At 39.7% G+C, this 23,595-nt stretch carries 18 protein-coding genes and 1 other annotated feature; of the genes, 15 read left to right on the forward strand and 3 right to left on the reverse strand.

Translation table 11 applies throughout. The features are described 5' to 3' along the window. The 9 genes from HMPREF2731_RS05330 to HMPREF2731_RS15045 all read left to right on the forward strand — a co-directional run. Nucleotides 1-1,578 (forward strand): 3'-5' exonuclease (locus HMPREF2731_RS05330; protein ID WP_070872487.1); only part of this gene is annotated, 1,578 nt, incomplete at its 5' end. 16 nt (nucleotides 1,579-1,594) lie between these two features. After that, a complete protein-coding gene (gene ligA / locus HMPREF2731_RS05335) occupies nucleotides 1,595-3,631 on the forward strand; it encodes an NAD-dependent DNA ligase LigA (protein WP_002306506.1) in 2,037 nt (678 codons plus the stop codon). Nucleotides 3,632-3,736: 105 nt separating this feature from the next. Next, nucleotides 3,737-4,042, forward strand: a complete 306-nt coding sequence (gene gatC, locus HMPREF2731_RS05340) for an Asp-tRNA(Asn)/Glu-tRNA(Gln) amidotransferase subunit GatC (RefSeq protein ID WP_002288477.1) — start codon at nucleotides 3,737-3,739, stop codon at nucleotides 4,040-4,042. Beyond that, complete coding sequence (gene gatA, locus HMPREF2731_RS05345; protein ID WP_002292053.1) at nucleotides 4,042-5,514, forward strand: Asp-tRNA(Asn)/Glu-tRNA(Gln) amidotransferase subunit GatA; 1,473 nt, start codon at nucleotides 4,042-4,044, stop codon at nucleotides 5,512-5,514. The genes gatC and gatA overlap by 1 nt, the downstream gene beginning before the upstream one ends. Beyond that, complete coding sequence (gene gatB, locus HMPREF2731_RS05350) at nucleotides 5,511-6,941, forward strand: Asp-tRNA(Asn)/Glu-tRNA(Gln) amidotransferase subunit GatB (RefSeq protein WP_002297526.1); 1,431 nt, start codon at nucleotides 5,511-5,513, stop codon at nucleotides 6,939-6,941. The genes gatA and gatB overlap by 4 nt, the downstream gene beginning before the upstream one ends. 9 nt (nucleotides 6,942-6,950) lie before the next feature. Beyond that, on the forward strand, nucleotides 6,951-8,006 hold the full coding sequence (locus HMPREF2731_RS05355; RefSeq protein ID WP_002292050.1) for a diacylglycerol kinase: 1,056 nt from the start codon (nucleotides 6,951-6,953) through the stop codon (nucleotides 8,004-8,006). 110 nt (nucleotides 8,007-8,116) lie between these two features. Continuing rightward, a complete protein-coding gene (gene rlmD / locus HMPREF2731_RS05360) occupies nucleotides 8,117-9,490 on the forward strand; it encodes a 23S rRNA (uracil(1939)-C(5))-methyltransferase RlmD (protein ID WP_070872489.1) in 1,374 nt (457 codons plus the stop codon). Between the two features lie 2 nt (nucleotides 9,491-9,492). Next, nucleotides 9,493-9,621 carry a hypothetical protein gene (locus tag HMPREF2731_RS15280; RefSeq protein WP_002292046.1) on the forward strand — a complete coding sequence of 43 codons (129 nt, stop codon included), beginning with the start codon at nucleotides 9,493-9,495 and terminating at the stop codon, nucleotides 9,619-9,621. A 216-nt stretch (nucleotides 9,622-9,837) separates the two neighbouring features. Next, the gene (locus HMPREF2731_RS15045) at nucleotides 9,838-9,999 is read left to right on the forward strand and encodes a hypothetical protein (protein WP_002306511.1); all 162 of its coding nucleotides are present in this window, start codon (nucleotides 9,838-9,840) and stop codon (nucleotides 9,997-9,999) included. Here the strand turns inward: HMPREF2731_RS15045 and HMPREF2731_RS05370 are convergent. Both HMPREF2731_RS05370 and HMPREF2731_RS05375 read right to left on the reverse strand, forming a co-directional pair. After that, nucleotides 9,987-11,771 carry an ABC transporter ATP-binding protein gene (locus tag HMPREF2731_RS05370; protein WP_070872490.1) on the reverse strand — a complete coding sequence of 595 codons (1,785 nt, stop codon included), beginning with the start codon at nucleotides 11,769-11,771 and terminating at the stop codon, nucleotides 9,987-9,989. The two genes, HMPREF2731_RS15045 and HMPREF2731_RS05370, sit on opposite strands and share 13 nt — an antisense overlap. A 14-nt stretch (nucleotides 11,772-11,785) precedes the next feature. Then, complete coding sequence (locus HMPREF2731_RS05375; RefSeq protein WP_070872492.1) at nucleotides 11,786-13,507, reverse strand: ABC transporter ATP-binding protein; 1,722 nt, start codon at nucleotides 13,505-13,507, stop codon at nucleotides 11,786-11,788. Nucleotides 13,508-13,605: 98 nt separating this feature from the next. Between HMPREF2731_RS05375 and HMPREF2731_RS05380 the strand changes: the two genes are divergently transcribed. The 3 genes from HMPREF2731_RS05380 to HMPREF2731_RS05390 all read left to right on the forward strand — a co-directional run bounded on the left by HMPREF2731_RS05380 (nucleotide 13,606) and on the right by HMPREF2731_RS05390 (nucleotide 17,038). Further along, nucleotides 13,606-14,367, forward strand: a complete 762-nt coding sequence (locus HMPREF2731_RS05380; protein WP_070872493.1) for a MerR family transcriptional regulator — start codon at nucleotides 13,606-13,608, stop codon at nucleotides 14,365-14,367. 123 nt (nucleotides 14,368-14,490) lie between these two features. After that, nucleotides 14,491-14,722, forward strand: a binding site (T-box leader). Between the two features lie 91 nt (nucleotides 14,723-14,813). Then, nucleotides 14,814-15,950, forward strand: a complete 1,137-nt coding sequence (locus HMPREF2731_RS05385) for a 5-methyltetrahydropteroyltriglutamate--homocysteine S-methyltransferase (RefSeq protein ID WP_002292037.1) — start codon at nucleotides 14,814-14,816, stop codon at nucleotides 15,948-15,950. Nucleotides 15,951-16,027: 77 nt separating this feature from the next. Then, complete coding sequence (locus HMPREF2731_RS05390) at nucleotides 16,028-17,038, forward strand: alpha/beta hydrolase (RefSeq protein ID WP_002345957.1); 1,011 nt, start codon at nucleotides 16,028-16,030, stop codon at nucleotides 17,036-17,038. A 66-nt stretch (nucleotides 17,039-17,104) separates the two neighbouring features. On the opposite strand, the gene HMPREF2731_RS05395 is transcribed toward HMPREF2731_RS05390, so the two are convergent. Continuing rightward, on the reverse strand, nucleotides 17,105-18,139 hold the full coding sequence (locus HMPREF2731_RS05395; protein WP_070872495.1) for a LacI family DNA-binding transcriptional regulator: 1,035 nt from the start codon (nucleotides 18,137-18,139) through the stop codon (nucleotides 17,105-17,107). Nucleotides 18,140-18,252: 113 nt separating this feature from the next. On the opposite strand from HMPREF2731_RS05395, the gene HMPREF2731_RS05400 reads away from it, so the two are divergent. The 3 genes from HMPREF2731_RS05400 to HMPREF2731_RS05410 are packed head-to-tail and all read left to right on the forward strand — an operon-like array spanning nucleotide 18,253 to nucleotide 23,334. Beyond that, nucleotides 18,253-20,478: an alpha-galactosidase gene (locus HMPREF2731_RS05400; RefSeq protein WP_070872497.1), complete on the forward strand. Its 2,226-nt coding sequence runs from the start codon at nucleotides 18,253-18,255 to the stop codon at nucleotides 20,476-20,478. A gap of 17 nt (nucleotides 20,479-20,495) precedes the next feature. Continuing rightward, complete coding sequence (locus tag HMPREF2731_RS05405; protein WP_025477234.1) at nucleotides 20,496-22,379, forward strand: glycoside hydrolase family 2 TIM barrel-domain containing protein; 1,884 nt, start codon at nucleotides 20,496-20,498, stop codon at nucleotides 22,377-22,379. Then, nucleotides 22,360-23,334, forward strand: coding sequence for a beta-galactosidase small subunit (locus tag HMPREF2731_RS05410; protein ID WP_070872498.1), 975 nt, complete (start codon nucleotides 22,360-22,362; stop codon nucleotides 23,332-23,334). The genes HMPREF2731_RS05405 and HMPREF2731_RS05410 overlap by 20 nt, the downstream gene beginning before the upstream one ends. Nucleotides 23,335-23,595: the final 261 nt, after the last annotated feature.

The following is a 23,595-nucleotide window of genomic DNA, read 5'->3' on the forward strand; positions in this document are numbered from 1 at the left end:
CATGTAGATGAGTATCAAGATACAAACCACGCACAGTATACGTTGGTCAATTTATTGGCAGGTAGATTTAGAAATCTATGCGTAGTGGGAGATGCAGATCAAAGTATCTACGGCTGGCGCGGTGCAGATATGCAGAACATCTTGGATTTCGAAAAAGATTATCCAGATGCTGCAGTGATTTTGCTGGAACAAAACTATCGCTCCACGAAAAACATTCTTAGCGCGGCAAACCAAGTCATTGAAAACAATAGCAATCGAAAACCAAAAAACTTGTGGACAGAAAACAAAGAAGGAAACAAGATCACTTACTATCGTGCAGATAATGAACGAGACGAAACCCGTTTTATCGTAGACCGGATGCAAGAAGAGATTCGAAGCAATCATCGGAATTACGGCGACTTTGCCATTTTGTACCGGACGAACGCACAATCTCGTGCGATGGAAGAAACCTTGTTGAAAGCAAATATTCCTTATAAAATGGTTGGAGGGCACAAATTCTACGATCGGAAAGAAATCAAAGATATTTTAGCGTATTTAAATGTGCTGGCAAATCCTCAAGACTCAATCAGTTTTGAGCGTATCGTTAATTCGCCCAAACGAGGCATCGGACCAGGATCTATCGAAAAACTACGCAGTTTTGCTTCTCTCCATGAATGGCCACTGCTTGAAGCAGCCCAAAATGTGGAACTGGCAAATATCGGTGGAAAAGCAGGCCAGCAATTAGGTTCATTTGGAGAGATGATTCAAGAAGTCACGCAGATGATCCCATACTTGACAGTGACAGAATTGACGAAAGAGGTTTTGGATCGTAGCGGATACCTGGAAGATTTAAAAATCCAAAATACATTAGAAGCACAAGCGCGTATCGAAAACCTGGAGGAATTTTTAACGGTCACACAAGAATTCGATAAGCAGTTCGAACAGCAAAATGAAGAAGATGCTGATGCACCAGAAGAAAAACTAACGGTCTTCTTGAACGATCTGGCACTTGTTTCTGACATTGACAATTTAGAAGAAGACGCTTCGCAAGTGACATTGATGACGTTGCATGCAGCCAAAGGATTAGAATTCCCAGTTGTATTCCTGATTGGTCTAGAAGAAGGTGTTTTTCCTTTATCTCGAGCATTGATGGAAGAAAGCGAACTGGAAGAAGAACGTCGTCTCGCTTATGTAGGAATCACGCGAGCAGAAGAAGCGTTGTATTTAACCAATGCTTTCTCCAGAACATTATATGGACGGACGCAATATAACCGTCCTTCTCGTTTTGTAGAAGAAATCGATCAAGAATTGCTAGAAATCGAGGGCATGCGTCCTACGCCTAAAAAAACACCTGTATTCGCAAAAAAAACAGCATATAGCTATAAACAGCCAGAGACAGCGGTTGTTTCCTCTAAAAGTGCCACTGGAGGGGAAAAGAACAGCTGGAAACCTGGAGATAAAGTCAAACACAAAAAATGGGGCCTAGGAACAGTCGTCCGAGTAAGTGGGACGTCGAAGGATCTAGAACTAGATGTGGCTTTCCCAAGTCAAGGAGTAAAACGTCTTTTGGCTGCCTTTGCGCCAATTGAAAAAGCTTAGTAGTGGAGGGTAAATGATGGAACATGAAATGACGATTGACGAAGCTGCTAAACGAGCAGAAGAACTTCGTACAAGATTGAACCAATGGTCTCGTGAATACTACGTAGAAGATAAACCAACAGTGGAAGACTATGTTTATGATAAAGAATACGCAGAGTTAGTAGCAATCGAAGAACAATATCCTGATTTGATCACGTCTGATTCTCCCACTCAACGAGTAGGCGGAAAAGTATTAGAAGGTTTTGAAAAAGTCACTCATGATATTCCGCTTTACAGTTTGAACGACGTTTTCAGCAAAGAAGAACTGATAGCTTTTGATCAACGTGTACAAAAAGCAGTGGGACGTGTAGTCGACTATTGCTGCGAACTAAAAATAGATGGTCTTTCCGTCTCTTTGCGTTATGAAGATGGGAACTTCGTTAGAGGAGCGACTCGTGGGGATGGGACTGTAGGAGAAAACATCACTGAAAACCTAAAGACTGTCCGATCAGTCCCAATCAAATTAAAAGAACCGATGAACATCGAAGTAAGAGGCGAATGTTTCATGCCAAAACGGTCATTTGTTCAATTGAATCAAGACAGAGAAGCAGAGGGAAAAGATATCTTTGCGAATCCTCGGAATGCCGCAGCCGGTTCCTTGCGTCAGTTAGATTCTAAAATCACAGCGAAAAGAAATCTGGATACTTTTTTATACACAGTAGCTGATTTCGGTCCTATGGAAGCAAAAACACAGTATGATGCATTAGAAGAGCTAGAAAAAATAGGATTCCACACGAATCGGGAAAAACGTCTATGTCATTCGATTGATGAAGTATGGGCATACATTGAGGAATATCATGATAAACGTGTAGATTTGCCCTATGAGATTGATGGAATCGTCATCAAAGTGAATGAGTTCTCGTTGCAAGATCAACTTGGCTTTACTGTCAAAGCACCACGATGGGCAACAGCTTATAAGTTTCCCCCAGAAGAAGTTGAAACACTGATCGAAAACATCGAATGGACAGTCGGACGAACGGGGGTAGTGACACCAACGGCAATCATGACGCCTGTCCGAGTAGCAGGAACGACAGTAAGCCGTGCCAGTCTGCATAATGGGGATTATATCAAGTTGAAGGATATCCGCTTAAAAGATACAGTTCTGATTTATAAAGCGGGAGATATCATTCCAGAAGTTTCGCAAGTCGTGTTGGATAAACGACCTAAAGACAGCGAAGAATACCAATTACCTACACATTGCCCAGTTTGTGGAAGTGAACTTGTCCATTTGGATGAAGAAGTAGCGCTACGGTGCATCAATCCTAAATGCCCTGCTCAAATGAAAGAAGGCTTGAACCACTTTGTCTCAAGAAATGCGATGAATATCGACGGATTGGGCCCACGTGTGCTTGAACAGATGTATGACAAAAAACTAGTCGCAGATGTTGCTGATCTTTATAAATTGACAGAAGAAGAGTTATTGACGTTGGACAAAATAAAAGAAAAATCAGCAAATAATATTTTGACAGCAATTGACAACAGCAAAGATAATTCGGTCGAGCGGTTGATTTTCGGGTTAGGAATCCGACATGTCGGAGCGAAAGCAGCAAAAATTTTAGCAGAACATTTCGGTGATCTAGAGACATTGAGTAGAAGCGACTATGAGTCGATTATTGCGCTTGATACGATCGGTGATATCATTGCCGACAGTGTAGTCACTTATTTTAGTAACGAAGAAGTCCATGAATTGATGAATGAATTAAAACAAGCAGGCGTCAATTTCGAATACAAAGGGCTTCGAAGTACCCAATTGCAAGAAGTCGAGTCGCCTTTTAAAGAAAAAACAGTAGTCCTTACTGGTAAACTAACACGATTGACTCGTGAAGAAGCAAAAGAGACGATCGAAAATCTTGGCGGGAAAGTGACTGGTAGCGTATCGAAAAAAACAGATATCGTGGTAGCAGGAGAAGATGCTGGCAGCAAGCTAACCAAAGCACAAGAATTAGGAATCGAAGTTTGGACAGAAGATCAAATGGCAGAAGCATTGGCTAAAAGCCACTCAGCAAAAGAATAAATATTGAGTTTTTTCAGACAAATTTCAATAAATAATTTCAGACAGAGCACTCTTATGTTAAAATAGAGAGCAAAGTTTTTAACTCGTTTAGAAAGAAGGGGTAGTATGGCGATTAGTGAAGAACAAGTGAAACACGTTGCCAAATTAGCAAAACTTGCGTTCGCAGATGAAGAACTTGCAAGTTTTACCGACCAATTAGGTAAAATCATCGATATGGTGGAAATGCTGGAAGAAGTAGATACGGAAGGTGTTCCATTTACGTCGAATGTTGTCGAAACAGTAAACGTGATGCGACAAGATCGGGCGCAAGCTGGATGGAACCGTGATGAATTATTGAAAAATGTGCCGGAAACAGAAGACGGCTTTATCAAAGTACCCGCAATCATCGATAATGGGGAGGCTGGCGCATAATGACAAAAATACACAATCGTTCTCTAGAAGAACTGCATCGTATGCTTGTATCGAAAGAAATCACTGTACAAGATTTGACAAAAGCAACATTTGAACGAATCAAAGAAACAGAGCCTGAGATCGAAGCATTCATCACATTGAATGAAGAAAAAGCATTGGAACAGGCAAAAGCTTTAGATGAAAAAGGTATTGATGAAAGCAACATCCTTGCTGGAATTCCGATTGGGATCAAGGATAATATCGTAACAAAAGATATCTTGACAACCGCTGCATCTAAGATTCTTTACAATTTTGAACCAATTTATGATGCAACGGTCATGGATAAAATCTATCAAGCAGATATGATCCCTGTTGGAAAACTAAACATGGATGAATTTGCTATGGGCGGAAGTACAGAAACTTCTTATTTCAAGAAAACAAAAAATGCTTGGGACCAAACAAAAGTACCTGGGGGCTCTTCCGGTGGTTCTGCAGCAGCAGTAGCAGCTGGACAAATCCCAGTTTCCTTAGGTAGTGATACGGGGGGAAGTATCCGCCAGCCAGCAGCTTTCAACGGCATTGTAGGAATGAAACCTACTTATGGCCGTGTCTCACGTTTTGGCTTGATTGCCTTTGCTTCATCTCTTGACCAAATCGGACCAATGACCCGTACGGTGAAAGATAACGCATTAGCATTGACAGCTATCAGTGGTTATGACGAAAAAGACGGTACTTCTTCAGGCGTTTCAGTTCCTGACTTTGCAGAGGGACTGACCGGTGACATCAAAGGAATGAAGATTGCTTTACCTAAAGAATACTTAGGCGAAGGTGTAGCCTCTGGCGTAAAAGAAGCTGTATTGAAAGCAGCAGAAACATTCCGTTCATTAGGTGCTGTTGTGGAAGAAGTCAGCTTACCTCATTCAAAATACGGTGTGGCTGTTTATTATATCATTGCCTCATCAGAAGCAAGTTCCAACTTGCAGCGTTTCGATGGTATCCGCTATGGTTATCGCTCTGAAAACGTGAAATCATTGGATGATGTATATGTCAACTCACGTTCAGAAGGATTCGGTGAAGAAGTAAAACGACGTATCATGTTAGGTACATTCTCATTAAGTGCGGGCTATTATGACGCTTACTTCAAAAAAGCAGGACAAGTCCGTACATTGATCAAACGAGATTTTGAAAAAGTCTTTGCAGATTATGACTTGATCATCGGACCATCTTCACCAACAGTGGCATTCGGAATCGGTGAGAACATCAACGATCCAATCACGATGTACATGAGTGACATCTTAACGATCCCTGTCAACTTGGCTGGACTTCCAGGTATGTCTGTACCGGCAGGATTGTCAGAAGGATTACCAGTTGGATTGCAGATCATCGGTAATTATTTTGATGAAAAAACGATGTATCAAGCGGCATATGCGTTTGAACAAGCAACAGAATTCCACACACAACAACCAGCTATTTTAGGAGGGAAAGACGAATGAATTTTGAAACAGTCATTGGACTAGAAGTCCACGTCGAGTTGAAAACCAACTCAAAAATTTTCTCTCCAGCGCCAGCTCATTTTGGTGCAGAACCAAACAGCAATACAAACGTGATTGACTGGGGTTATCCAGGCGTGCTGCCAGTAATGAACAAAGCTGCGCTGGAATTCGGGATGAAAGCCGCTTTGGCATTAAACTGCGAAATCTCTAAAGATACTCATTTTGACCGGAAAAATTACTTTTACCCAGATAATCCGAAAGCATATCAAATTTCTCAATTTGATCAACCAATCGGTCATGACGGATGGATCGAAATCGAAGTAGAAGGCAAGAAGAAAAAAATCCGGATCGAACGGGTCCATTTAGAAGAAGATGCTGGGAAAAACATGCATGGTATCGGCGGCTATTCTTACGTTGATTTGAACCGACAAGGCACACCTTTGATCGAAATCGTTTCTGAAGCTGATATGCGTTCACCAGAAGAAGCATACGCTTATCTAGAAGCATTACGTTCAATCATCCAATTTACAGAAGTCAGCGATGTGAAAATGGAAGAAGGGTCTATGCGTTGTGATGCGAATATTTCTCTCCGCCCTTATGGACAAGAAGAATTCGGTACGAAAGCAGAATTGAAAAACTTGAACTCTTTATCTTTCGTGAAAAAAGGTTTAGCTTTTGAAGAAAAACGTCAAGCAAAAGTTCTTCTTTCAGGAGGAGAAATCCAACAAGAAACACGCCGTTTTGACGAAACAACGAATAAAACAGTTTTGATGCGTGTGAAAGAGGGTTCTAGTGATTATCGTTATTTCCCAGAGCCTGATATTCCGAAATTCGTGATCGATGACGAATGGATTCAAAAAGTAAAAGCTAGTTTACCTGAGATGCCAGCTTCTCGTCGCGAACGCTATATCCGTGAATTTGGTCTTCCAGAGTATGACGCAATGGTATTGACACTTACAAAAGAAATGTCTGATTTCTTTGAAGCTGTTTTGGAAAATGGTGCAGATGCCAAGCAAGCATCTAACTGGTTGATGGGTGAAGTTTCTGCTTACTTAAACAGTGAGAAACTGGAATTAGCTGAGACAAAATTGACACCTGAGAACTTAGCAGGAATGATTCGTTTGATCGCCGATGGAACGATCAGCTCAAAAATCGCCAAAAAAGTCTTCCGTGAATTGATCACAAATGGCGGAGAAGCGCAAGAAGTTGTTGAGAAAAATGGTTGGGTACAATTATCTGATCCTAGCAAACTTCTTCCAATCATTAATGAAATCTTGGATAACAATCAACAATCTGTCGATGATTTCAAAAATGGAAAAGATCGTGCGGTTGGCTTCCTAGTCGGTCAAATCATGAAAGCAACTAAAGGGCAAGCAAATCCTGGTGTCGTGAACAAGCTGCTTAAAGATGAATTAGCGAAACGCTAGAGGCTGAAAATGAAAAAAGCACGCGTAATTTATAACCCTACCTCGGGAAAAGAATTATTGAAAAAAAATTTGGCGGATATCCTGCAGGCATTAGAAGAAGCAGGATTTGAAGCTAGCGCCTATGCCACTACACCAGAACCTGATTCAGCCAAGAATGAAGCACGCAGAGTTGCAGAACTAGGTTTTGATCTAGTAGTGGCAGCTGGGGGCGACGGAACGATCAACGAAGTGGTCAATGGGATCGCTCCGCTTGAACACCGTCCTAAAATGGCCATTATCCCAGCCGGTACGACGAACGACTATGCTCGAGCATTAAAAATTCCTAGAGATAATATTAAAGCAGCAGCAGAAGTAATAAAAAAACACCAAACCGTAAAAATGGACATCGGTCTTTCTGATAGCAGTTACTTCATCAATATCGCTGCAGGCGGCTATTTGACAGAATTGACTTATGAAGTTCCATCAGAACTAAAGAGTATTTTTGGTTATCTTGCCTACCTTGCGAAAGGAGCAGAGATGCTACCTCGAGTAAAGCCAATCAAAATGCGCTTGAAGTATGATGAAGGGGAATATATCGGAAATGCTTCAATGTTTTTCCTAGGGCTGACGAACTCTGTTGGAGGATTCGAACAGATCGCGCCAGATGCCAAATTGGATGATGGCAAGTTTTCTTTGATCATTGTAAAGACAGCAAATATCTTTGAGATCTTGCATATTGCGGCACTCATGCTGAATGGCGGTCGACATGTCGATGATCCAAGAGTAATCTATACCAAAACAAGCAGTTTGTTCGTCGAAACAGAAGATGATATCAATCGACCAGTAATGATCAACTTAGATGGTGAATATGGCGGGGAAGCACCGATGCATTTCCAAAATCTTCATCAGCACATTGAGTTCTTTGCCAATACCGATCAGATTCCTGATGAAGCAATCACAGGCACAGATGAAGAAGAATTAGAGGTTGTCAGCAAAGAATTCGTAAAAGAAGTCGAACGTTTAACGGATGAAGATATCGACGGTGACGGAAAAATAGCAGACGAAACACCTAATCAAAAGAATTAATCAAAAGCCGGTGCTGAACGTAGTAAGGTCAGTGCCGGTTTTAGTTGTGTAATTAACTGATTTATAGTAGAGTTCAGTAGGATTGAAAAATAGGCTTAAAGGAGCAAAATATGACAGAACAGCAAATAGTAAAGAAAAACGAACGATATACAGTCGAAATCGTCGACTTGAGTTATGAAGGAATGGGGGTAGCAAAAATCGATGGTTATCCATTATTTATCGAAAATGCACTTCCTAGAGAAGAAGTAGAAATACTAGTAGTGAAAGCGGGCAATAAGTTTGGATATGGGAAAGTCGAAACATTTATTACACAATCTCCTGATCGCCAGCCTGTAGAAAACAATGCACTACTTCGCACAGGTATCGCACCTTTAGCCCATTTGAAGTATGAACAACAGCTTGTTTTCAAACAAAAACAAGTAGAGCATGTAATGGCGAAGATTGCTAAGATGTCAGAAATTCCTGTACTTCCAACTGTCGGAATGGCAGAACCATTCGGCTACCGTAATAAAGCACAGATCCCTGTTCGCCGTATCGATGGACAGTTAGCCACCGGTTTTTACAAAAAGAATAGCCATGATCTAGTCCCTATCGAAGATTTTTATATCCAAGATCCTGTCATCGATCAAGCAATCAAAGTAGTCAGAGATATCTTGCAACGGTTCCAAGTACGAGGATATAATGAAGAAAAAAATGAAGGACAGCTTCGTCACATCATTATACGTCGTGGTCATTATTCCCATGAAATGATGGTCGTTTTAGTTACTCGTAAAGAAAAATTCTTTAAATCCAAGGAAATTGCTGAAGCCATTCATGAAGAATTGCCAGAAGTGGTTTCGGTCATCCAAAATATCAATGAAGAAAAAACAAATGTGATTTTAGGAGACAAAGAAAAAGTTTTATATGGCAGAGACTATATCGAAGATCAGCTATTAGGAAAAACCTATCGAATCTCAGCAAAGTCATTTTATCAAGTAAATACTCAACAAGCAGAGTATCTGTACCAAACAGCCATCAAGTTTGCTGAGTTAGATAAAAAAGACATTGTGATTGACGCTTATTCAGGAATAGGTACGATTGGCTTGTCTTTAGCAGACAAAGTGGATAAGGTGTATGGGATGGAAGTTATTCCAGAAGCAATTGAAGATGCACAATTCAATGCTTTAAATAATAAAATCGAAAATGTTTATTATGAAGTCGGAAAAGCAGAAAAAGTCATGAAAAAATGGCAAGAAAAAGGAATCAAACCATCTGTGATCGTAGTTGACCCTCCAAGAAAAGGATTAGATCATCATTTTATTGAATCAGCAATCGAAATGTCACCAGAACGAATCGTCTATATCTCATGTAATCCGGCAACTTTTGCAAGAGATGCTAAGTTATTTGCAGAAGCAGGTTATGCCGTGAAGAAAGTTCAGCCTGTAGATCTTTTCCCACAAACCCATCATATCGAATTAGTCGCTTCATTCGTTAAAGGAGAATAAAAATGGACCAAAAAGAAAAAATGAAAGAATTGATCAAAAAGAAACAAGGTGGAGGTCGATCCAAACAAATGGAAACACCTAAAAATGATCGTAAAAACATGAGAAAAGGCCCTAAGATCTTTAATAATTAATATGGTTAAAAAAGGATGTGGAACGATGATCTTGATGATCGTTCCACATCCTTTCACTATTTAAATCCTCCTATACTTCGTTTCATGTTCTTGACAATAATATAACCTAAAAAAGACAAAGAAAGAGTGAACAAAATGCCGCTTTACTCCACGTTTTTTGGTAATTCAAACGGCTGTTCATGAAAAAGTCGTTGAAAATGAGGGGTGAAAAAAGTCATGATGACAAAAGAAACAAGAAACGTAGCTGCATTTAGAAAAGCTACGTTAAAAAAACTCATGAAAGCCATCAGAATTGCTTCCGCCTTTTATACGTGTTTAGAGCGTGAGACAAAAGTGTTCTTTACTTTTGTCCCACGCTCTTTTGGCTATGCTACCTGAAATTGACTATTATAAAGGCTAGCATAAAGCGTTGGTGCTTGGAGTAATTCAGAATGCGTTCCTTTTTCGACGATATCGCCGTTTTTCATTACAAGGATCATATCTGCATTTTCAATCGTTGACAAACGGTGGGCAATGACAAAACTTGTCCTGTCTTTTGTCACAGACTCCATTGCTTGCTGGATCAATGCTTCTGTTCGTGTATCTACACTAGAAGTTGCTTCATCTAAAATAACGACAGGGGGATTTGCCAAAATGACCCGTGCAATTGTTAATAATTGTTGCTGTCCTTGAGATAACGTACCATTTTCGCTAGAGATGATTGTATCATATCCCTCTGGCAGTGTTCGAATAAAGTGATCACATTGCGCGATTTCAGCCGCTTCGATAATTTGTTCTCTCGTGGAATCCATTTTCCCATAGGCAATATTATCGGCCACTGTTCCTTCAAACAGCCAGGTATTTTGTAAGACCATCCCAAAAGAACGGCGTAGTTCTCCACGCGAAAGCTTAGTAATATCGCAGCCGTCAAATTCGATCTTTCCTTTATTCAGTTCATAAAAACGCATCAGCAGATTAACTAAAGTCGTTTTTCCTGCACCAGTTGGGCCAACAATCGCCACAGTTTGTTTTGGTTTTACTGAAAAATCAACTTGATTCATCAATATTTTATCTGATGTGTAACCAAATTGTACATTTTTGAAAGCTATTTTTCCTTTCGGTTCTTCCAAAAGTTTTGCTTCTGGTAGGTCCGGAATTTCATCTGTTTCATCTAATATTTCAAAGATCCTTTCGATTGCAGCCATTGCGGATTGGATCGAGTTGATCACATAAGAAGCAGTGGAAATTGGTTCAGAGATCTGATTGATGTACTGAAGGTAAGCTTGTAAGAAGCCAATCGTCACACCGCCAGAAAGAACGAGTATAGCACCGAATACCGCACTTATGATGAAGGCAAGTTGATTGATGAAACGGATTGCCGGATAGATGGCAAAGTTCATAAATTGAGCACGTTTAAAAGCATTGTATTGTTTTTTGTTTACTTCATGTATAGAAGCCTCTGCACGAGCTTGCTGATTGAATGTTTTGACTACTAGATTACCAGCTAAGATTTCTTCCATCCGATTATTCAAGACACCTAGTTCATATTGGTTTTGTTCAGAAATCTGTTTGTTTTTATTCGCAATTTTAGTTGTAACAATTGAACTTCCGACGATCAGTAATAAGACGAGCAAAGTAAGCTTGCTTTCGATATAAAACAGCATTAGACCAGCAGCAACTATTGTTACCACAGAAGTGAAAAATTGATTGATACCTGTCAATAACACTTGAGAAAGCTGATTGAGTCCGGTAGTCGTCCGACTGATGATGTCGCCGACTTGATGATTATCAAAAAACGACATCGGCAATGTTTTGAATTTTTTTGTGATTTCTTTTCGTACCCTCAATGTGATCTTTTCGCTTAATGCTGCCATTGTACGTTCTTGGATAAATGAAGCAACACTGCTTAGGACTGAACAGCCGATCAGCAATAAGACAGGGAACAGCAATGCCTGTTTGATATCACTGAAAGTAAGCTGTCCAATACCTGTTTTTCTTATTTGCGACAACAAATCATCAATCCCAATTCCCATGATCAGGGGCATGGCTACAACTAATAGGTTGCCCAATAAACTGCATAGAAACAATCCGTAAAAATATTTATGTTCAGGTTTGATCATTTTCCAAAAACGTATCAAAGCGTGTGTGTTCAACGTTTTTTTCTTTTCCATCGAATCCCTTCTTTCTATATTCCTTGTGATTTGGCAAACTCTTGATATGTTTGACAATTAGACAATAGTTCTTCATGAGTACCTTGTCCTACGATTTTTCCTTCATCTAAAACAATGATGTTATCTGCTTGTTGGATCGTACTGAGCCGTTGAGCAACAATCACGAGAGTTTTCTCCGACATGTGTTTATGGAGTGCTGCCCTTAATGCTGCGTCTGTCTTATAATCTAAAGCGGAAAAACTATCATCGAATATATAGATTTCTGCTGGTTTGATCAATGCTCGAGCAATGCATATCCGCTGTTTCTGTCCGCCAGAGTAATTAGAACCACCTTGAGCAACAAAGCTATCTAATCCATAAGGAAGAGTGTCCACTAGTTCTTCTAATTGGGCGACCTTGATCGCTTTAGCCAATTCTTCTGGTGAAGCATGTTCATTTCCCATCTGCAAGTTGCTTAAGATCGCACCGCTGAATAAGAAGGCTTTTTGAGGGACATAACTGATGTGGGAGCGGATCTGTTCCTGCGTCATTTGAGTAAGAGGAATACCACCAAGGGTCACTTTTCCTACCGTAGGATCACTTAGTCTCAAGAGAAGTTTTGCTAAACTACTTTTTCCAGATCCGGTCCCACCAACGATCGCCGTTGTTTTTCCTTTAGGTATTGTAAAATCAATATCTTCTAGAACTGGATCAGAAGTTTCAGTATATTTGAATGTGACATGTTCAAAAGCAGCTGCATTTGTCTGATCAAAGGATGGTTTAGCAACTGTTTGGATCGTCTCTTCTTTAATTTCGATCTCTGCTTCGAGTATTTCTTCTATCCGTCGTAAAGAGGCGAATGATTTAGGGATAATGACCAGTACCATGGCTGCAATCATCAAATAAGCAAGTGTCAGCATAGAGTATTCCACTACCGCGGTCACGACCCCGATCTGTAACGTCCCGTCTGCCACAAGATTTCCGCCAAACCACAAAATAGAAGCATAAACGATTCCCATGAGTAAAAAAGCAATTGGAGTGACCCAAGCAAAGATTCGGTTCACTTTGATCATTTGACTAGCATAATCTGCAAAGGTCTGATTCGTTCGCTTTTCTTCATATGATTGATTATCAAAGGCACGGATCATATTGATCCCCGTAAAGAATTCTCTCAATGTGATGGTGATCCGATCCATTTTTGGTTGGATACTCAAAGATAAAGGCGTTCCTAGTTTCATCAGTCGGTAAACGATCCATACGTAAAAAACAACAGAGAATAATGTAACCCATGTAAGCAATAGAGAATAACGAAACATCATGAGGATGGTGAAAAAGCAAATAACTGGTGCTGGTAAAATCATTTGGCAAAATAAAACAATCATTTGCTGGACATTATCGACATCATTCGTCATTCTTGTTAAAAGAGATCCAGAACTGAAACGGCTGATATCCTTCATTGACAGTTGTTGGAATTTACGGAAATATTTCTCCCGTGTCTGGAAACCAAACCGAGCGGATGCCAATGCTGAAAAGTAACTAGAGGCAACTGCAGCGATTGTTCCTAGAAATGCTACAAGTAGCATTTCAACGCCGATTTTCTTGATAACAGAGGCTTCGCCACTTGCTATACCTGTGTCGATCAGTTTGGCTACTAATTTTGGTACACCTAATGTACCGGCGATTTGTAAACAGATCATCACAAAGGTAAGGAGAGCGAGTCCTTTGTTTTGCTGTAAGAATTTTTTTAAGATAGTCATATTATTCCTCCTTTTTCCTGATACTTTTCGATTCTATACCTTCAAGTAGCTTGAAGGTCAATAGAAAAAAGAATAAACTGGAAAAGAGGTGAGAAAAAATGAAAAAAATGTACACGATCTGCCAAGTATCGGAACTGTTTGATTTGCCAAAATCAACGATTCGCTATTGGGATGAACAGGGACTGATCCAGTCAAGCAGACAGGAAGAGAATGATTACCGCTTGTTTGATATCGACGATATCTTTATGCTTTATGATATTGTTTTTTATAGAAAATTAGATATACCGATCAAGCAGATGAAGAATTTATATGGTAAAACGCTGACGGAGTTATATGAGACACTTGATGAAACAGAAAAAAGAATCCATAAAGAACTATTGATAATGAAACAAAAACAGAAAGAGATAAGGGCGCGAAAAAAACAGTTGAAATTGATGATCGATACAAACGAGGAAGAATTTCCTATAGAAGAGATCCCTTTTGACTGTATGATCTCAACGGAATTTGAGGATATTGTGGAAATAAAACAATTTCTACCGAACTATTCGAGTTTTGGAATGATGAGTATGCCAGCTTCCAGTTCGCAAACGATGTACGGCTTTTTTATCGACCCCAGTGAGATACATTTATTTTCCCAAGATGTGATTTGGAAGAAAAAAGATACGACTATTTATCGCCGGTTTTTATTGAAATCTGAGATGAACCATGAGGAACGTAATAATATCTTAGAAGTCAGAGAAACAATGCATGAAAAAGGGTGGGAAACAGGAGAAGTAATCGGACAATATCTATTGACCAATACGGACGAAAACAATATCAGAATTGAATATTATCATGCATGGATGGAAATGAAAAAATAGGAAAGAAATATTTAGGATAAGTGGATTGAATGGATGAAAATGAAATGAGAGAGAAATCGCTCGATTTTTTTATTAAAAAAAGATTGACAAAATGAAACGAAAGTGGGATATTAATTAGCAAATAATGAAGCGTTGAAGAGAAGAGTAGCTGATCGGAAATAAGTACAGAGACCTTGGTAGGTGAGAGCAAGGATTGTTTGGTCAGTGAAGATGAGCTCTGAGTTTTTTTGATTGTTCACGCAATCTAAACGGTAAAGCGACCGATAACTCGCCGGGTATACAATCTGTACCGATGAGGCATTATTTGTGAGAATAATGCAAATAAGGGTGGTAACACGAAGTATTCGTCCCTTTTGTCGTTCAACGGCAAAAGAGGCGGGTACTTTTTCTTTTTTTGAAAAACTTCTTACGCTTTGTTAAAACATGATTATTGGAGGAGATTTTTTATGACAATTCGAACAACATCACCATTTCGCTATGACATCGTTGGGAGCTTTTTACGTCCTGAAAAATTGAAAGAGGCAAGGACTCGTTTTACTGATGGGGAAATCACACAAGAAGAACTTCGAAAAGTAGAAGATGAAACAATCATCGAATTGATAAAAAAACAAGAAGGAGCTGGTTTGAAAGCTGTTACTGATGGAGAGTTCCGTCGCAGCTGGTGGCACTTGGACTTCTTTTATGGGTTGAATGGCGTGGAATTTTATGTGCCTGAACATGGCTATTTCTTTCATGGAGAAGAGACACGTCCTGGTACAGTGATTGTGACGGGGAAAATTTCTGGTACGAACCACCCTTTCGTCGAACATTTTAAATTCACTCAGGCACATACAAGTCAAGGCATCGAAGTGAAACAGACAATTCCTGCTCCAGCTCAAATTTTAGTGGAACTACTTCGTCCGGATATATTACCCCATGTTCGAAAAGTCTATGAAGACAATCAAACATTGATCAAAGATATCATCGCAGCTTATCGTCAAGTGATCGACGACTTATATGAAGCAGGTGCGCGGACGATCCAGCTAGATGATTGTACATGGGGAGTATTAGTTGCACCACTTCCTAAAGGGTTTGCGATGGATGAGGGAAAAGATGAAAAAGAAGTTCGTCGGGAACTAGCAAATCTTTATTTAACGATCAACAATGCAGTCTTAGCTGACCAGCCGGATGATTTAACACTCAATACACATGTCTGTCGCGGGAATTATCATTCTACTTGGGCAGCATCGGGGGGCTATGACGACGTAGCAGATCCATTATTTACTCAAGAAAATGTCCGTGCCTATTATTTAGAATACGATAGTGAACGTGCTGGGAGTTTTGCACCTTTAGCGAAAGTTTCCGAAGATAAATTAGTTGTATTAGGCTTGATCACAACGAAAAGTGGTGAACTGGAAGAGCGCCAGCAAGTGATTGACCGGATCTACGAAGCGACACGATATCTGCCTTTGGATCGTTTGTGCTTAAGTCCTCAATGCGGATTTGCTTCAACAGAAGAAGGAAATATTTTGTCTGAAGAAGAACAATGGGAAAAGATTGCTTTTGTCAAAAGCATTGCAGAAGAAGTTTGGGGGAACAATTAAATCATGCAGGAGAGCTTGCTAGGAAAGAACACTATGGTATAATCAGAATGCTTAATATTAATTTCTGAGGGAGACTTATGAAAAAGAAAATTCTTAAATTTATCGGATGGTTCTTCGGAATCATTCTTGGAATCGCGTTTGCAATCTTTCTTGCCTTCCAGCTTTCCCCCAGACCCGGAGCATTCTTGATCAACCATATGTTTTCAAATACTGTTCAAATCACCGATCAGAAAACGTTCAATCAAGCAGAAAAAAACGTGGCGAAAAAAACAGATTTGACGTACGAGTCCAACTATAAAGAGAATACGTATGATATCTACTATCCAAAAAACAGCAAGGGACCTGTTCCTGTTCTGTTTTGGGTACATGGTGGAGGGTTCGTCGGCGGAGATAAATCAGGTGTCAAGGAATTTGCGACAAAATTAGTATCAGATGCCAACATCGCAGTGGTTGCGATGAATTATGAATTAGCGCCTGATTCAGAATACCCTAATCAAGTTCTTCAAGTGAATGAGCTGGTCAAAGATTTATTAGCTGAAGGCGACGACAAACTGCTAGACATGGAACAACTATTTTTTGGCGGCGATAGTGCAGGTGCACAAATCGCTTTGCAATATGCAGCTCTACAAACAAATGAAGCGTATGCCAAACAGATGAAAATCAAACAGGTACTTCCAAAAGATAGTTTGAAAGGAACCATTTCTTATTGTGGACCCGTTGATTTAAAGCTAACAGCACAGCAACATTCGGATGATCGATTTATGAAGTTCTTCGTCAAAACCGTTGCATGGTCGTTGATTGGAACAAAAGATTGGAAAACGAGCGAGCAACTGAAAGAAGCTAGTGTGGCTGACCATGTTTCTAAGGAATTTCCGCCAACGTATATAACTGACGGAAATGCTTACTCCTTCCAAGAGCAAGGTCAAGCATTAGAAAATCGGTTGACAGAATTAAAGGTACCCGTGCAATCCTTGTTTTATACAGATACAAAAAAAGAGATTACCCATGAATACCAATTTGATTACACGCTAAAAGAATCGCAAAATTGTTACCAGCAGACATTGGATTTTGTGAATAAGTATAAGTAAGAGGTTGTGAAAAAGCCGTTTAGTTTTGAGTATGAAGAAACGAAGCGGCTTTTTACAACCTCTCTTTTAATACCTTTTTGTTCTTGGGATAAAACTTTCCCGAACAATCAATCGTGCAGGATAAGTCAAAATGATTGGTTCGTCCCGTATTCCGTCAATTCGCTCCAATGCCATTCGAACAGCTGCTTGCCCAATTGATTTCGCATTGATTTGGACACTGGTCAAGCCAGGGGAGAGGTTTGCGATTGTCTCGATATTATCAAAGCTTGCTACAACAATCTCTTCTCCAATTTGGATATTTTTTTGTTTCAATGCCCGATAGACACCGATTGCCATTGGATCGCTCCCTACAAGAATGGCAGTAGGAAGAGGGGATTCATTTTCTAATAGATCAGTCGCAAGTCCCTCACCTTGTTTTTCTGTCCAGCCACCTAGACGATAAGACATATATTTTTCTAAGTGATGATCGATCATAAAATGCTGATAGGCACGCATTCTCTTTTCGTTTATAGAAATCTGCTTCCCACCCAGTTCATCCATATCGACTTTATACCCCCCGATATAGGCTATTCTTTTATGGCCATTTTCTAAGAACAATTCCAGTACGGTTTTAGTCATCCGTTCAAGATCTGCATAAATCATATCGACCTCTTGCTGGATGTCAGGGTTATCCACGACGACTATTTGCATGTTTTGTTTTAATAAGGCGGTAATCGATTCTTTCGTAACGGTCCCAACAACGATCACCGCACCTAACTGATCTAGATCTTCCCATTGTTTAGGATTATCAGATAGATTATAGATTCGATTCATCCCTAAATGCAGACGTCGAGCTTCTTCTTCCATCCCTACTCGCAAATGTTTGTAATAGATATCATGTTCTTCGCTCGCTTTGCCGATCGTAGAGATCACACCAATCGAAGGCATTCTCTTTTTGATATATTTTCGAGTACTGATATCATAATCCAACGCAGCTGCTGCCTCTACTATTCGTTGCCGAGTAGCCTGAGCCACATGGATCGTCTGATCGTTATTCAACACGCGGGAAACTGTAGCAGGAGAGACATTTGCCTTTCGTGCGACATCTCTAATTCCAACCATTTTTACACACTCCTCAAAAAAACAAAAAATTTCTATTGACAAAATTGTTTAGTAAACAGTATACAGGAATTATAAAAAAAGTAAACGGTTTCCGTTTTGGTGGGAGTGAAATGATGGATATTACCCATAAAAAAACAGAAAAAAATTTCATCTTATTTGATGAAAAGAGCCGAGTATTCCATTTACGAAATACATTTCTTTCTTATCTGATAAAGATAGAAGAGAGCAATGTATTGGCGCATATTTATTTTGGCAAACCAGTCAAGCAGTACAAAGACAATAAAAATTATCCCCGAAGAGATCGTGGATTTTCAGGAAATATTCCCTTAAATCCTGACCGGTCTCTGTCGAAAGATACACTACCACAAGAATACTCTTCTCATGGCAGCATGGACTTTCGAACGCCCGCATCGATCATTCAGCGCAAGAATGGGTCAGACTTACTGGATCTGAGATATGATAGTCATTATATTACAGATGGGAAGCCAGACATCGAAGGCTTGCCTCAAACTTATGTGCTAGACAAGTCAGAGGCACAAACGTTGGTGATTTCACTTAAGGATAGAGAAACAGCGATTTATTTCGATTTGTTCTATACCATATTTAGTGATAGAGCAGTGATCACACGATCTGTAAAGATAAGAAATGAAACTAGAGAAACAATCAAACTAGAAAAAGCAGCTAGTTTCCAGTTAGATTTTGCCCATACTAGGCGATTTGATGAAGTCATTGCTTTGCCAGGAGCACATGTCAATGAAAGACAGATCTCACGGCAATCTCTTTTATCTGGAACAAAAGTATTTGAAAGCCGTCGAGGAACGAGCAGTCACCATATGAATAACTTTATTGCTTTAGTTCATCATCATACGACAGAAAATACTGGAGAAGCGATTGGACTTCAATTTGTTTATTCCGGCAACCATTCTTTCGAACTTGAAAAAGATCAGATCAATCAATTGAGAGTCGTCGGTGGGATCAACAGCCATTGTTTTTCGTGGGAATTGAATGCAAATCAGTCTTTTCAAACACCTGAAATGATCCTTTCTTACTCAAGTCAGGGATTGAACAAAATGAGTCAGATCCACCATGAGTTGCTACGTGAAAGAATCGCAAGAGGTCGTCATCAATTTGCTGAACGGCCGATTCTTGTCAATAACTGGGAAGCCACTTACTTTGACTTCAATAGTGAAAAAATCAAGGCGATCATTGATGAAGCAAAGGAGCTAGGCATCGAAATGTTCGTATTAGATGATGGCTGGTTTGGAAAAAGAGATGCGGACAATTCTTCATTAGGAGACTGGTTCGAGTATAAAGGCAAGTTGACAAATGGATTACGTGAAATAGCAGATTATGCTCATAGCAAAGGATTGAAATTTGGTTTATGGTTTGAACCAGAAATGATCTCCATTGATTCTGAACTGTATCGAACACATCCTGATTTTCTTATGCAGGTGCCAGGTAGAATGCCTTCTGCTTCCAGATCACAACATGTACTGGATTTTACAAGGTTAGATGTTCGGCAGACGATTGAGAAACAAATGAGAAAGATTTTAGACACGATTCCTCTTGACTACATCAAATGGGATATGAATCGTTCGCTTTCAGATATCTATTCGATTACCCTTGACCCACTTAGACAAGGAGAAGTAGCGCATCGTTATATGCTTGGGCTTTATGAACTACTCGAACATTTGACAGCTGATTATCCGGAAATCTTATGGGAAGGCTGTTCTGGTGGAGGTGGGCGGTTTGATGCTGGTTTTATTTATTATATGCCGCAGTCATGGACAAGTGATAACACGGATGCAGTGGAGCGTATGAAAATCCAATATGGAACAAGTCTTGCTTATCCGATTTCGTCCATCACGGCTCATGTATCAGCTGTACCAAATCATCAGACTGGCAGATCTACTTCGTTGAAAACAAGAGGAGAAACAGCTATGAGCGCTGTTTTTGGTTATGAACTGGATTTGACAAAGCTGTCTCCTGAAGAAAAAAAGCAAGTCAAAGAACAAATTATATCCTATCAAACGATTCGTCCCGTGATCCAGTACGGCCATTATTATCGTTTGGCGAGTCCTTTTGAAGAAAATATTGTCGCATGGATGTTTGTGTCTCCTAAACAAGATGAAGCTATTGTGTTTTTAGGGAGGATACTAGCTTCAGCTCAACCAACGTTCCATGAAGTATATCTGTTGGGGTTAGATGATGAGGCACTTTATCAGGAACAGACCTCGAAGCGGCTATTTTCGGGGGCCGAATTGATGACAGTCGGACTTTACTTCCCTGATTTTCAAGGTGATTTCCAAACAGAGCTGCTTCATTTCAAAAAGTTATGAGAGAGAAGGAAAAAAGTATGAAAGCAAATATAAAATGGTTAGATGATCCACAAGTTTTTAGAGTGAACCAATCAAATGCGCATAGTGATCATGTTTGCTATGCAACAAGGGAAGAAGTAGAAACCACATCATCCCTTAAACAGTCTTTAAATGGAACATGGCGTTTTTGTTATTCGCCAAATCCTTCGGTACGTCCAAAAACATTTTATAAAAAAGATTTTGATGCCTGTTCTTTTGATGAAATCACTGTTCCTAGTCATATTGAATTAGCAAATTATGACAAGATCCATTACATCAATACGATGTATCCGTGGGAGGGACATGTATTTCGCCGTCCCCCTTTCACGACAAGCCCTGAGAAAGAGGCGGAAGGGATATTTTCAGCTGCTAAAGACAATCCGGTGGGGTCCTATTTGACGACTTTTCGATTAGAAGAAGGTCTAAAGGGAAAACAAATCTCGATACATTTTGCTGGTGTAGAACAAGCAATGTTCCTTTGGTTGAATGGTCATTTTATCGGCTATGCCGAAGATTCGTTCACTCCGTCTGAATTTGATTTAACACCTTATTTGGAAGAAGAAAATATTCTAGCTGTGGAGGTTTACAAAAGAAGTACAGCTGCATTCTTGGAAGATCAGGACTTTTTCCGATTTTTTGGGATCTTCAGAGAGGTCTTCTTAGTTGCTCGAGGACAAAACCATTTAGAAGATCTTTGGATCAAACCTCGCTTAGATGACAAATGTCAAAATGGTAAACTTGAAGTAGATTTGTCTTTTGAGCAAGTAGCCAAAAACAGTCAGCTGAATGTAGCGATACTAGATCCTGAGGGGAAGGAAATCTATCAACAGCAATATCCGTTAAAAGAACAAATGACGATTCGGATCGATGGATTTGAAAACGTGGCATTGTGGGGGCATTTTCAGCCCAATTTATATAAGCTTGAATTGGAGACGATAGACGAAGAAAAAAGAGTAACGGAGTATATTAACTATTCCTTCGGTTTTCGTAAAATCGAAATCAAAGATAAAATCATATACTTCAATGGAAAACGGATGATCATCAACGGGGTAAATCGACATGAGTGGCATCCAAAAAAAGGACGCGCCATCACTATAGAAGATATGGAAAAAGATTTGGCTATCATAAAAAATGCAAAGATCAACGGCGTACGGACATCTCATTACCCCAACCAGATCACTTGGTATTATTTATGCGACCAAGCAGGTATCCACGTGATGGCGGAAACGAACCTCGAATCCCATGGCTCATGGCAAAAAATGGGTGCATTTGAGCCTTCTTACAACGTGCCAGGTGCAGTACCTCAGTGGCAATCTGCTGTTCTTGATCGGGCAAAAACGAATTTCGAAACATTAAAAAACCATCCAAGCATTCTTTTTTGGTCTCTTGGAAATGAATCCTATGCGGAAGAAAACATTCGACAAATGAACGATTACTTCAAAAAAGTAGACCCGGATCGACTTGTTCATTATGAAGGGAATTTTCCAAATCCAGCATTCGAAGATTCGATTTCAGATGTAAAAAGCTGCATGTATGCGCCACCAGAAGAGATCGTTGACTACCTTGAAAATAAAGCGGAAAAACCGTTCATCTTATGTGAATACATGCATGACATGGGGAATTCGTTAGGTGGAATGGATTCTTACATGACGTTGCTTGATCGTTATGAAATGTACCAAGGAGGCTATATATGGGATTTTAAAGATCAGGCGATCCAAGTGACTGATCCAATCACTGGTAGAGAAGTGATGCGCTATGGCGGTGACTTTGACGATAAACCAAGTGACTATGAATTCTCAGGGAATGGAATCGTTTTTGCAGATGGACAAGAAAAACCCGCCATGCAGGAGGTAAGATATTATTATGAAAAATACAGTAAATAAAAGTCATATGGAGACAGAAAAAGTTGCAATCGTCTTCGGCGACTGTACATTAGGTGTCAAATCGGGGAATACGCATTATATTTTTTCTTATACAAGAGGCGGACTAGAATCGCTCAATAAAAACGGAAAAGAATGGCTATACCGGGAAACACTTCCAGTTTTTTGGCGGGCAACGACCGATAATGACAGAGGTAGCGGATTTGGATTTAAATCTGGTATGTGGTTAGGAGCCGGATTGTATCCAAAAGTCAAAGAAATAGAAGTACTGGTGGACAATAAAAAGATCGATTTGCCGATTGCTCCAGTAAATAATCAATATTCAAGTAATGAATACGCTGGAACAGTTGAAATCATTTTTACACTGGAAATCAACACAGTACCAAAAACACAAGTGACAATTTCCTACCAAATTGCTGGAGAGGGTAAAATGCTTGTTAAAATGCATTATGTTGGACAAAAAGGGTTGCCGGAATTACCAGCATTGGGTATAAGGTTCATTATGCCAACAAAAGCAAAATTCTTTGAGTATGAGGGTTTATCAGGGGAAACATATCCGGATCGGCTGGCTGGTGGTATCGAAGGTATTTATAAAGTGGAAGGACTCCCTATCCCTCCATATCTTGTTCCCCAAGAATGCGGTATGCATATGGAAACGAAATGGATAGAACTGACAAGAAATCAAACATTGGATAATACGGACAAAGATCAAGAAGACTTTTCGTTGCGATTTGAACAGCAGGATACGCCATTTGCTTTTTCCGCTTTACCATTCAAAGCAGAAGAACTGGAACAGGCGACACATATAGAAGAACTACCGCCAGAAAGACGAACGGTTCTTACGATTTTTGCAAAAGTAAGAGGAGTCGGGGGTATCAATAGCTGGGGAGCGGATGTTGAGTCACCTTATCGCATCAGCGGCGAAGAGGACCATGAAATCAGCTTTATTATCCAGTAGCGATCTTTAGATTATTATTTGAAAAACAGAGTTTACAAGACAAAGCTGCTTTATTCTATACGTCATGAACAAGATACGTCATGAACAAGCGAGCAAAAAAGTTCTCAGAATCTTTTGTTCATGACTATTTTCTTCAATGAAACCAATTGTTATTTTTCTGAAAAATAAAGTTAACTATCAGAAAATTAAAAAAAGTTTCACAAAAATGATTGACAGTCGATTTTTTTATGTCTATACTAGGTACAATTCTTACATCAGTTT

This window comes from Enterococcus sp. HMSC072F02, from assembly GCF_001837725.1.
GTDB classification, from domain to species: domain Bacteria; phylum Bacillota; class Bacilli; order Lactobacillales; family Enterococcaceae; genus Enterococcus_B; species Enterococcus_B lactis.

What these genes read in the sequence shown, in the direction of transcription:
- HMPREF2731_RS05395 (WP_070872495.1), bottom strand. Translation starts at nt 18,139, where the DNA reads ATGGTTGGAATTAGAGATGTCGCACGAAAGGCAAATGTCTCTCCTGCT.
- HMPREF2731_RS05375 (WP_070872492.1), bottom strand. Translation starts at nt 13,507, where the DNA reads ATGACTATCTTAAAAAAATTCTTACAGCAAAACAAAGGACTCGCTCTC.
- gatA (WP_002292053.1), top strand. Translation starts at nt 4,042, where the DNA reads ATGACAAAAATACACAATCGTTCTCTAGAAGAACTGCATCGTATGCTT.
- HMPREF2731_RS15045 (WP_002306511.1), top strand. Translation starts at nt 9,838, where the DNA reads ATGATGACAAAAGAAACAAGAAACGTAGCTGCATTTAGAAAAGCTACG.
- HMPREF2731_RS15280 (WP_002292046.1), top strand. Translation starts at nt 9,493, where the DNA reads ATGGACCAAAAAGAAAAAATGAAAGAATTGATCAAAAAGAAACAAGGT.
- gatB (WP_002297526.1), top strand. Translation starts at nt 5,511, where the DNA reads ATGAATTTTGAAACAGTCATTGGACTAGAAGTCCACGTCGAGTTGAAA.
- HMPREF2731_RS05405 (WP_025477234.1), top strand. Translation starts at nt 20,496, where the DNA reads ATGAAAGCAAATATAAAATGGTTAGATGATCCACAAGTTTTTAGAGTG.
- HMPREF2731_RS05385 (WP_002292037.1), top strand. Translation starts at nt 14,814, where the DNA reads ATGACAATTCGAACAACATCACCATTTCGCTATGACATCGTTGGGAGC.
- HMPREF2731_RS05370 (WP_070872490.1), bottom strand. Translation starts at nt 11,771, where the DNA reads ATGGAAAAGAAAAAAACGTTGAACACACACGCTTTGATACGTTTTTGG.
- HMPREF2731_RS05410 (WP_070872498.1), top strand. Translation starts at nt 22,360, where the DNA reads ATGAAAAATACAGTAAATAAAAGTCATATGGAGACAGAAAAAGTTGCA.
- HMPREF2731_RS05400 (WP_070872497.1), top strand. Translation starts at nt 18,253, where the DNA reads ATGGATATTACCCATAAAAAAACAGAAAAAAATTTCATCTTATTTGAT.
- ligA (WP_002306506.1), top strand. Translation starts at nt 1,595, where the DNA reads ATGGAACATGAAATGACGATTGACGAAGCTGCTAAACGAGCAGAAGAA.
- HMPREF2731_RS05390 (WP_002345957.1), top strand. Translation starts at nt 16,028, where the DNA reads ATGAAAAAGAAAATTCTTAAATTTATCGGATGGTTCTTCGGAATCATT.
- HMPREF2731_RS05380 (WP_070872493.1), top strand. Translation starts at nt 13,606, where the DNA reads ATGAAAAAAATGTACACGATCTGCCAAGTATCGGAACTGTTTGATTTG.
- rlmD (WP_070872489.1), top strand. Translation starts at nt 8,117, where the DNA reads ATGACAGAACAGCAAATAGTAAAGAAAAACGAACGATATACAGTCGAA.
- HMPREF2731_RS05355 (WP_002292050.1), top strand. Translation starts at nt 6,951, where the DNA reads ATGAAAAAAGCACGCGTAATTTATAACCCTACCTCGGGAAAAGAATTA.
- gatC (WP_002288477.1), top strand. Translation starts at nt 3,737, where the DNA reads ATGGCGATTAGTGAAGAACAAGTGAAACACGTTGCCAAATTAGCAAAA.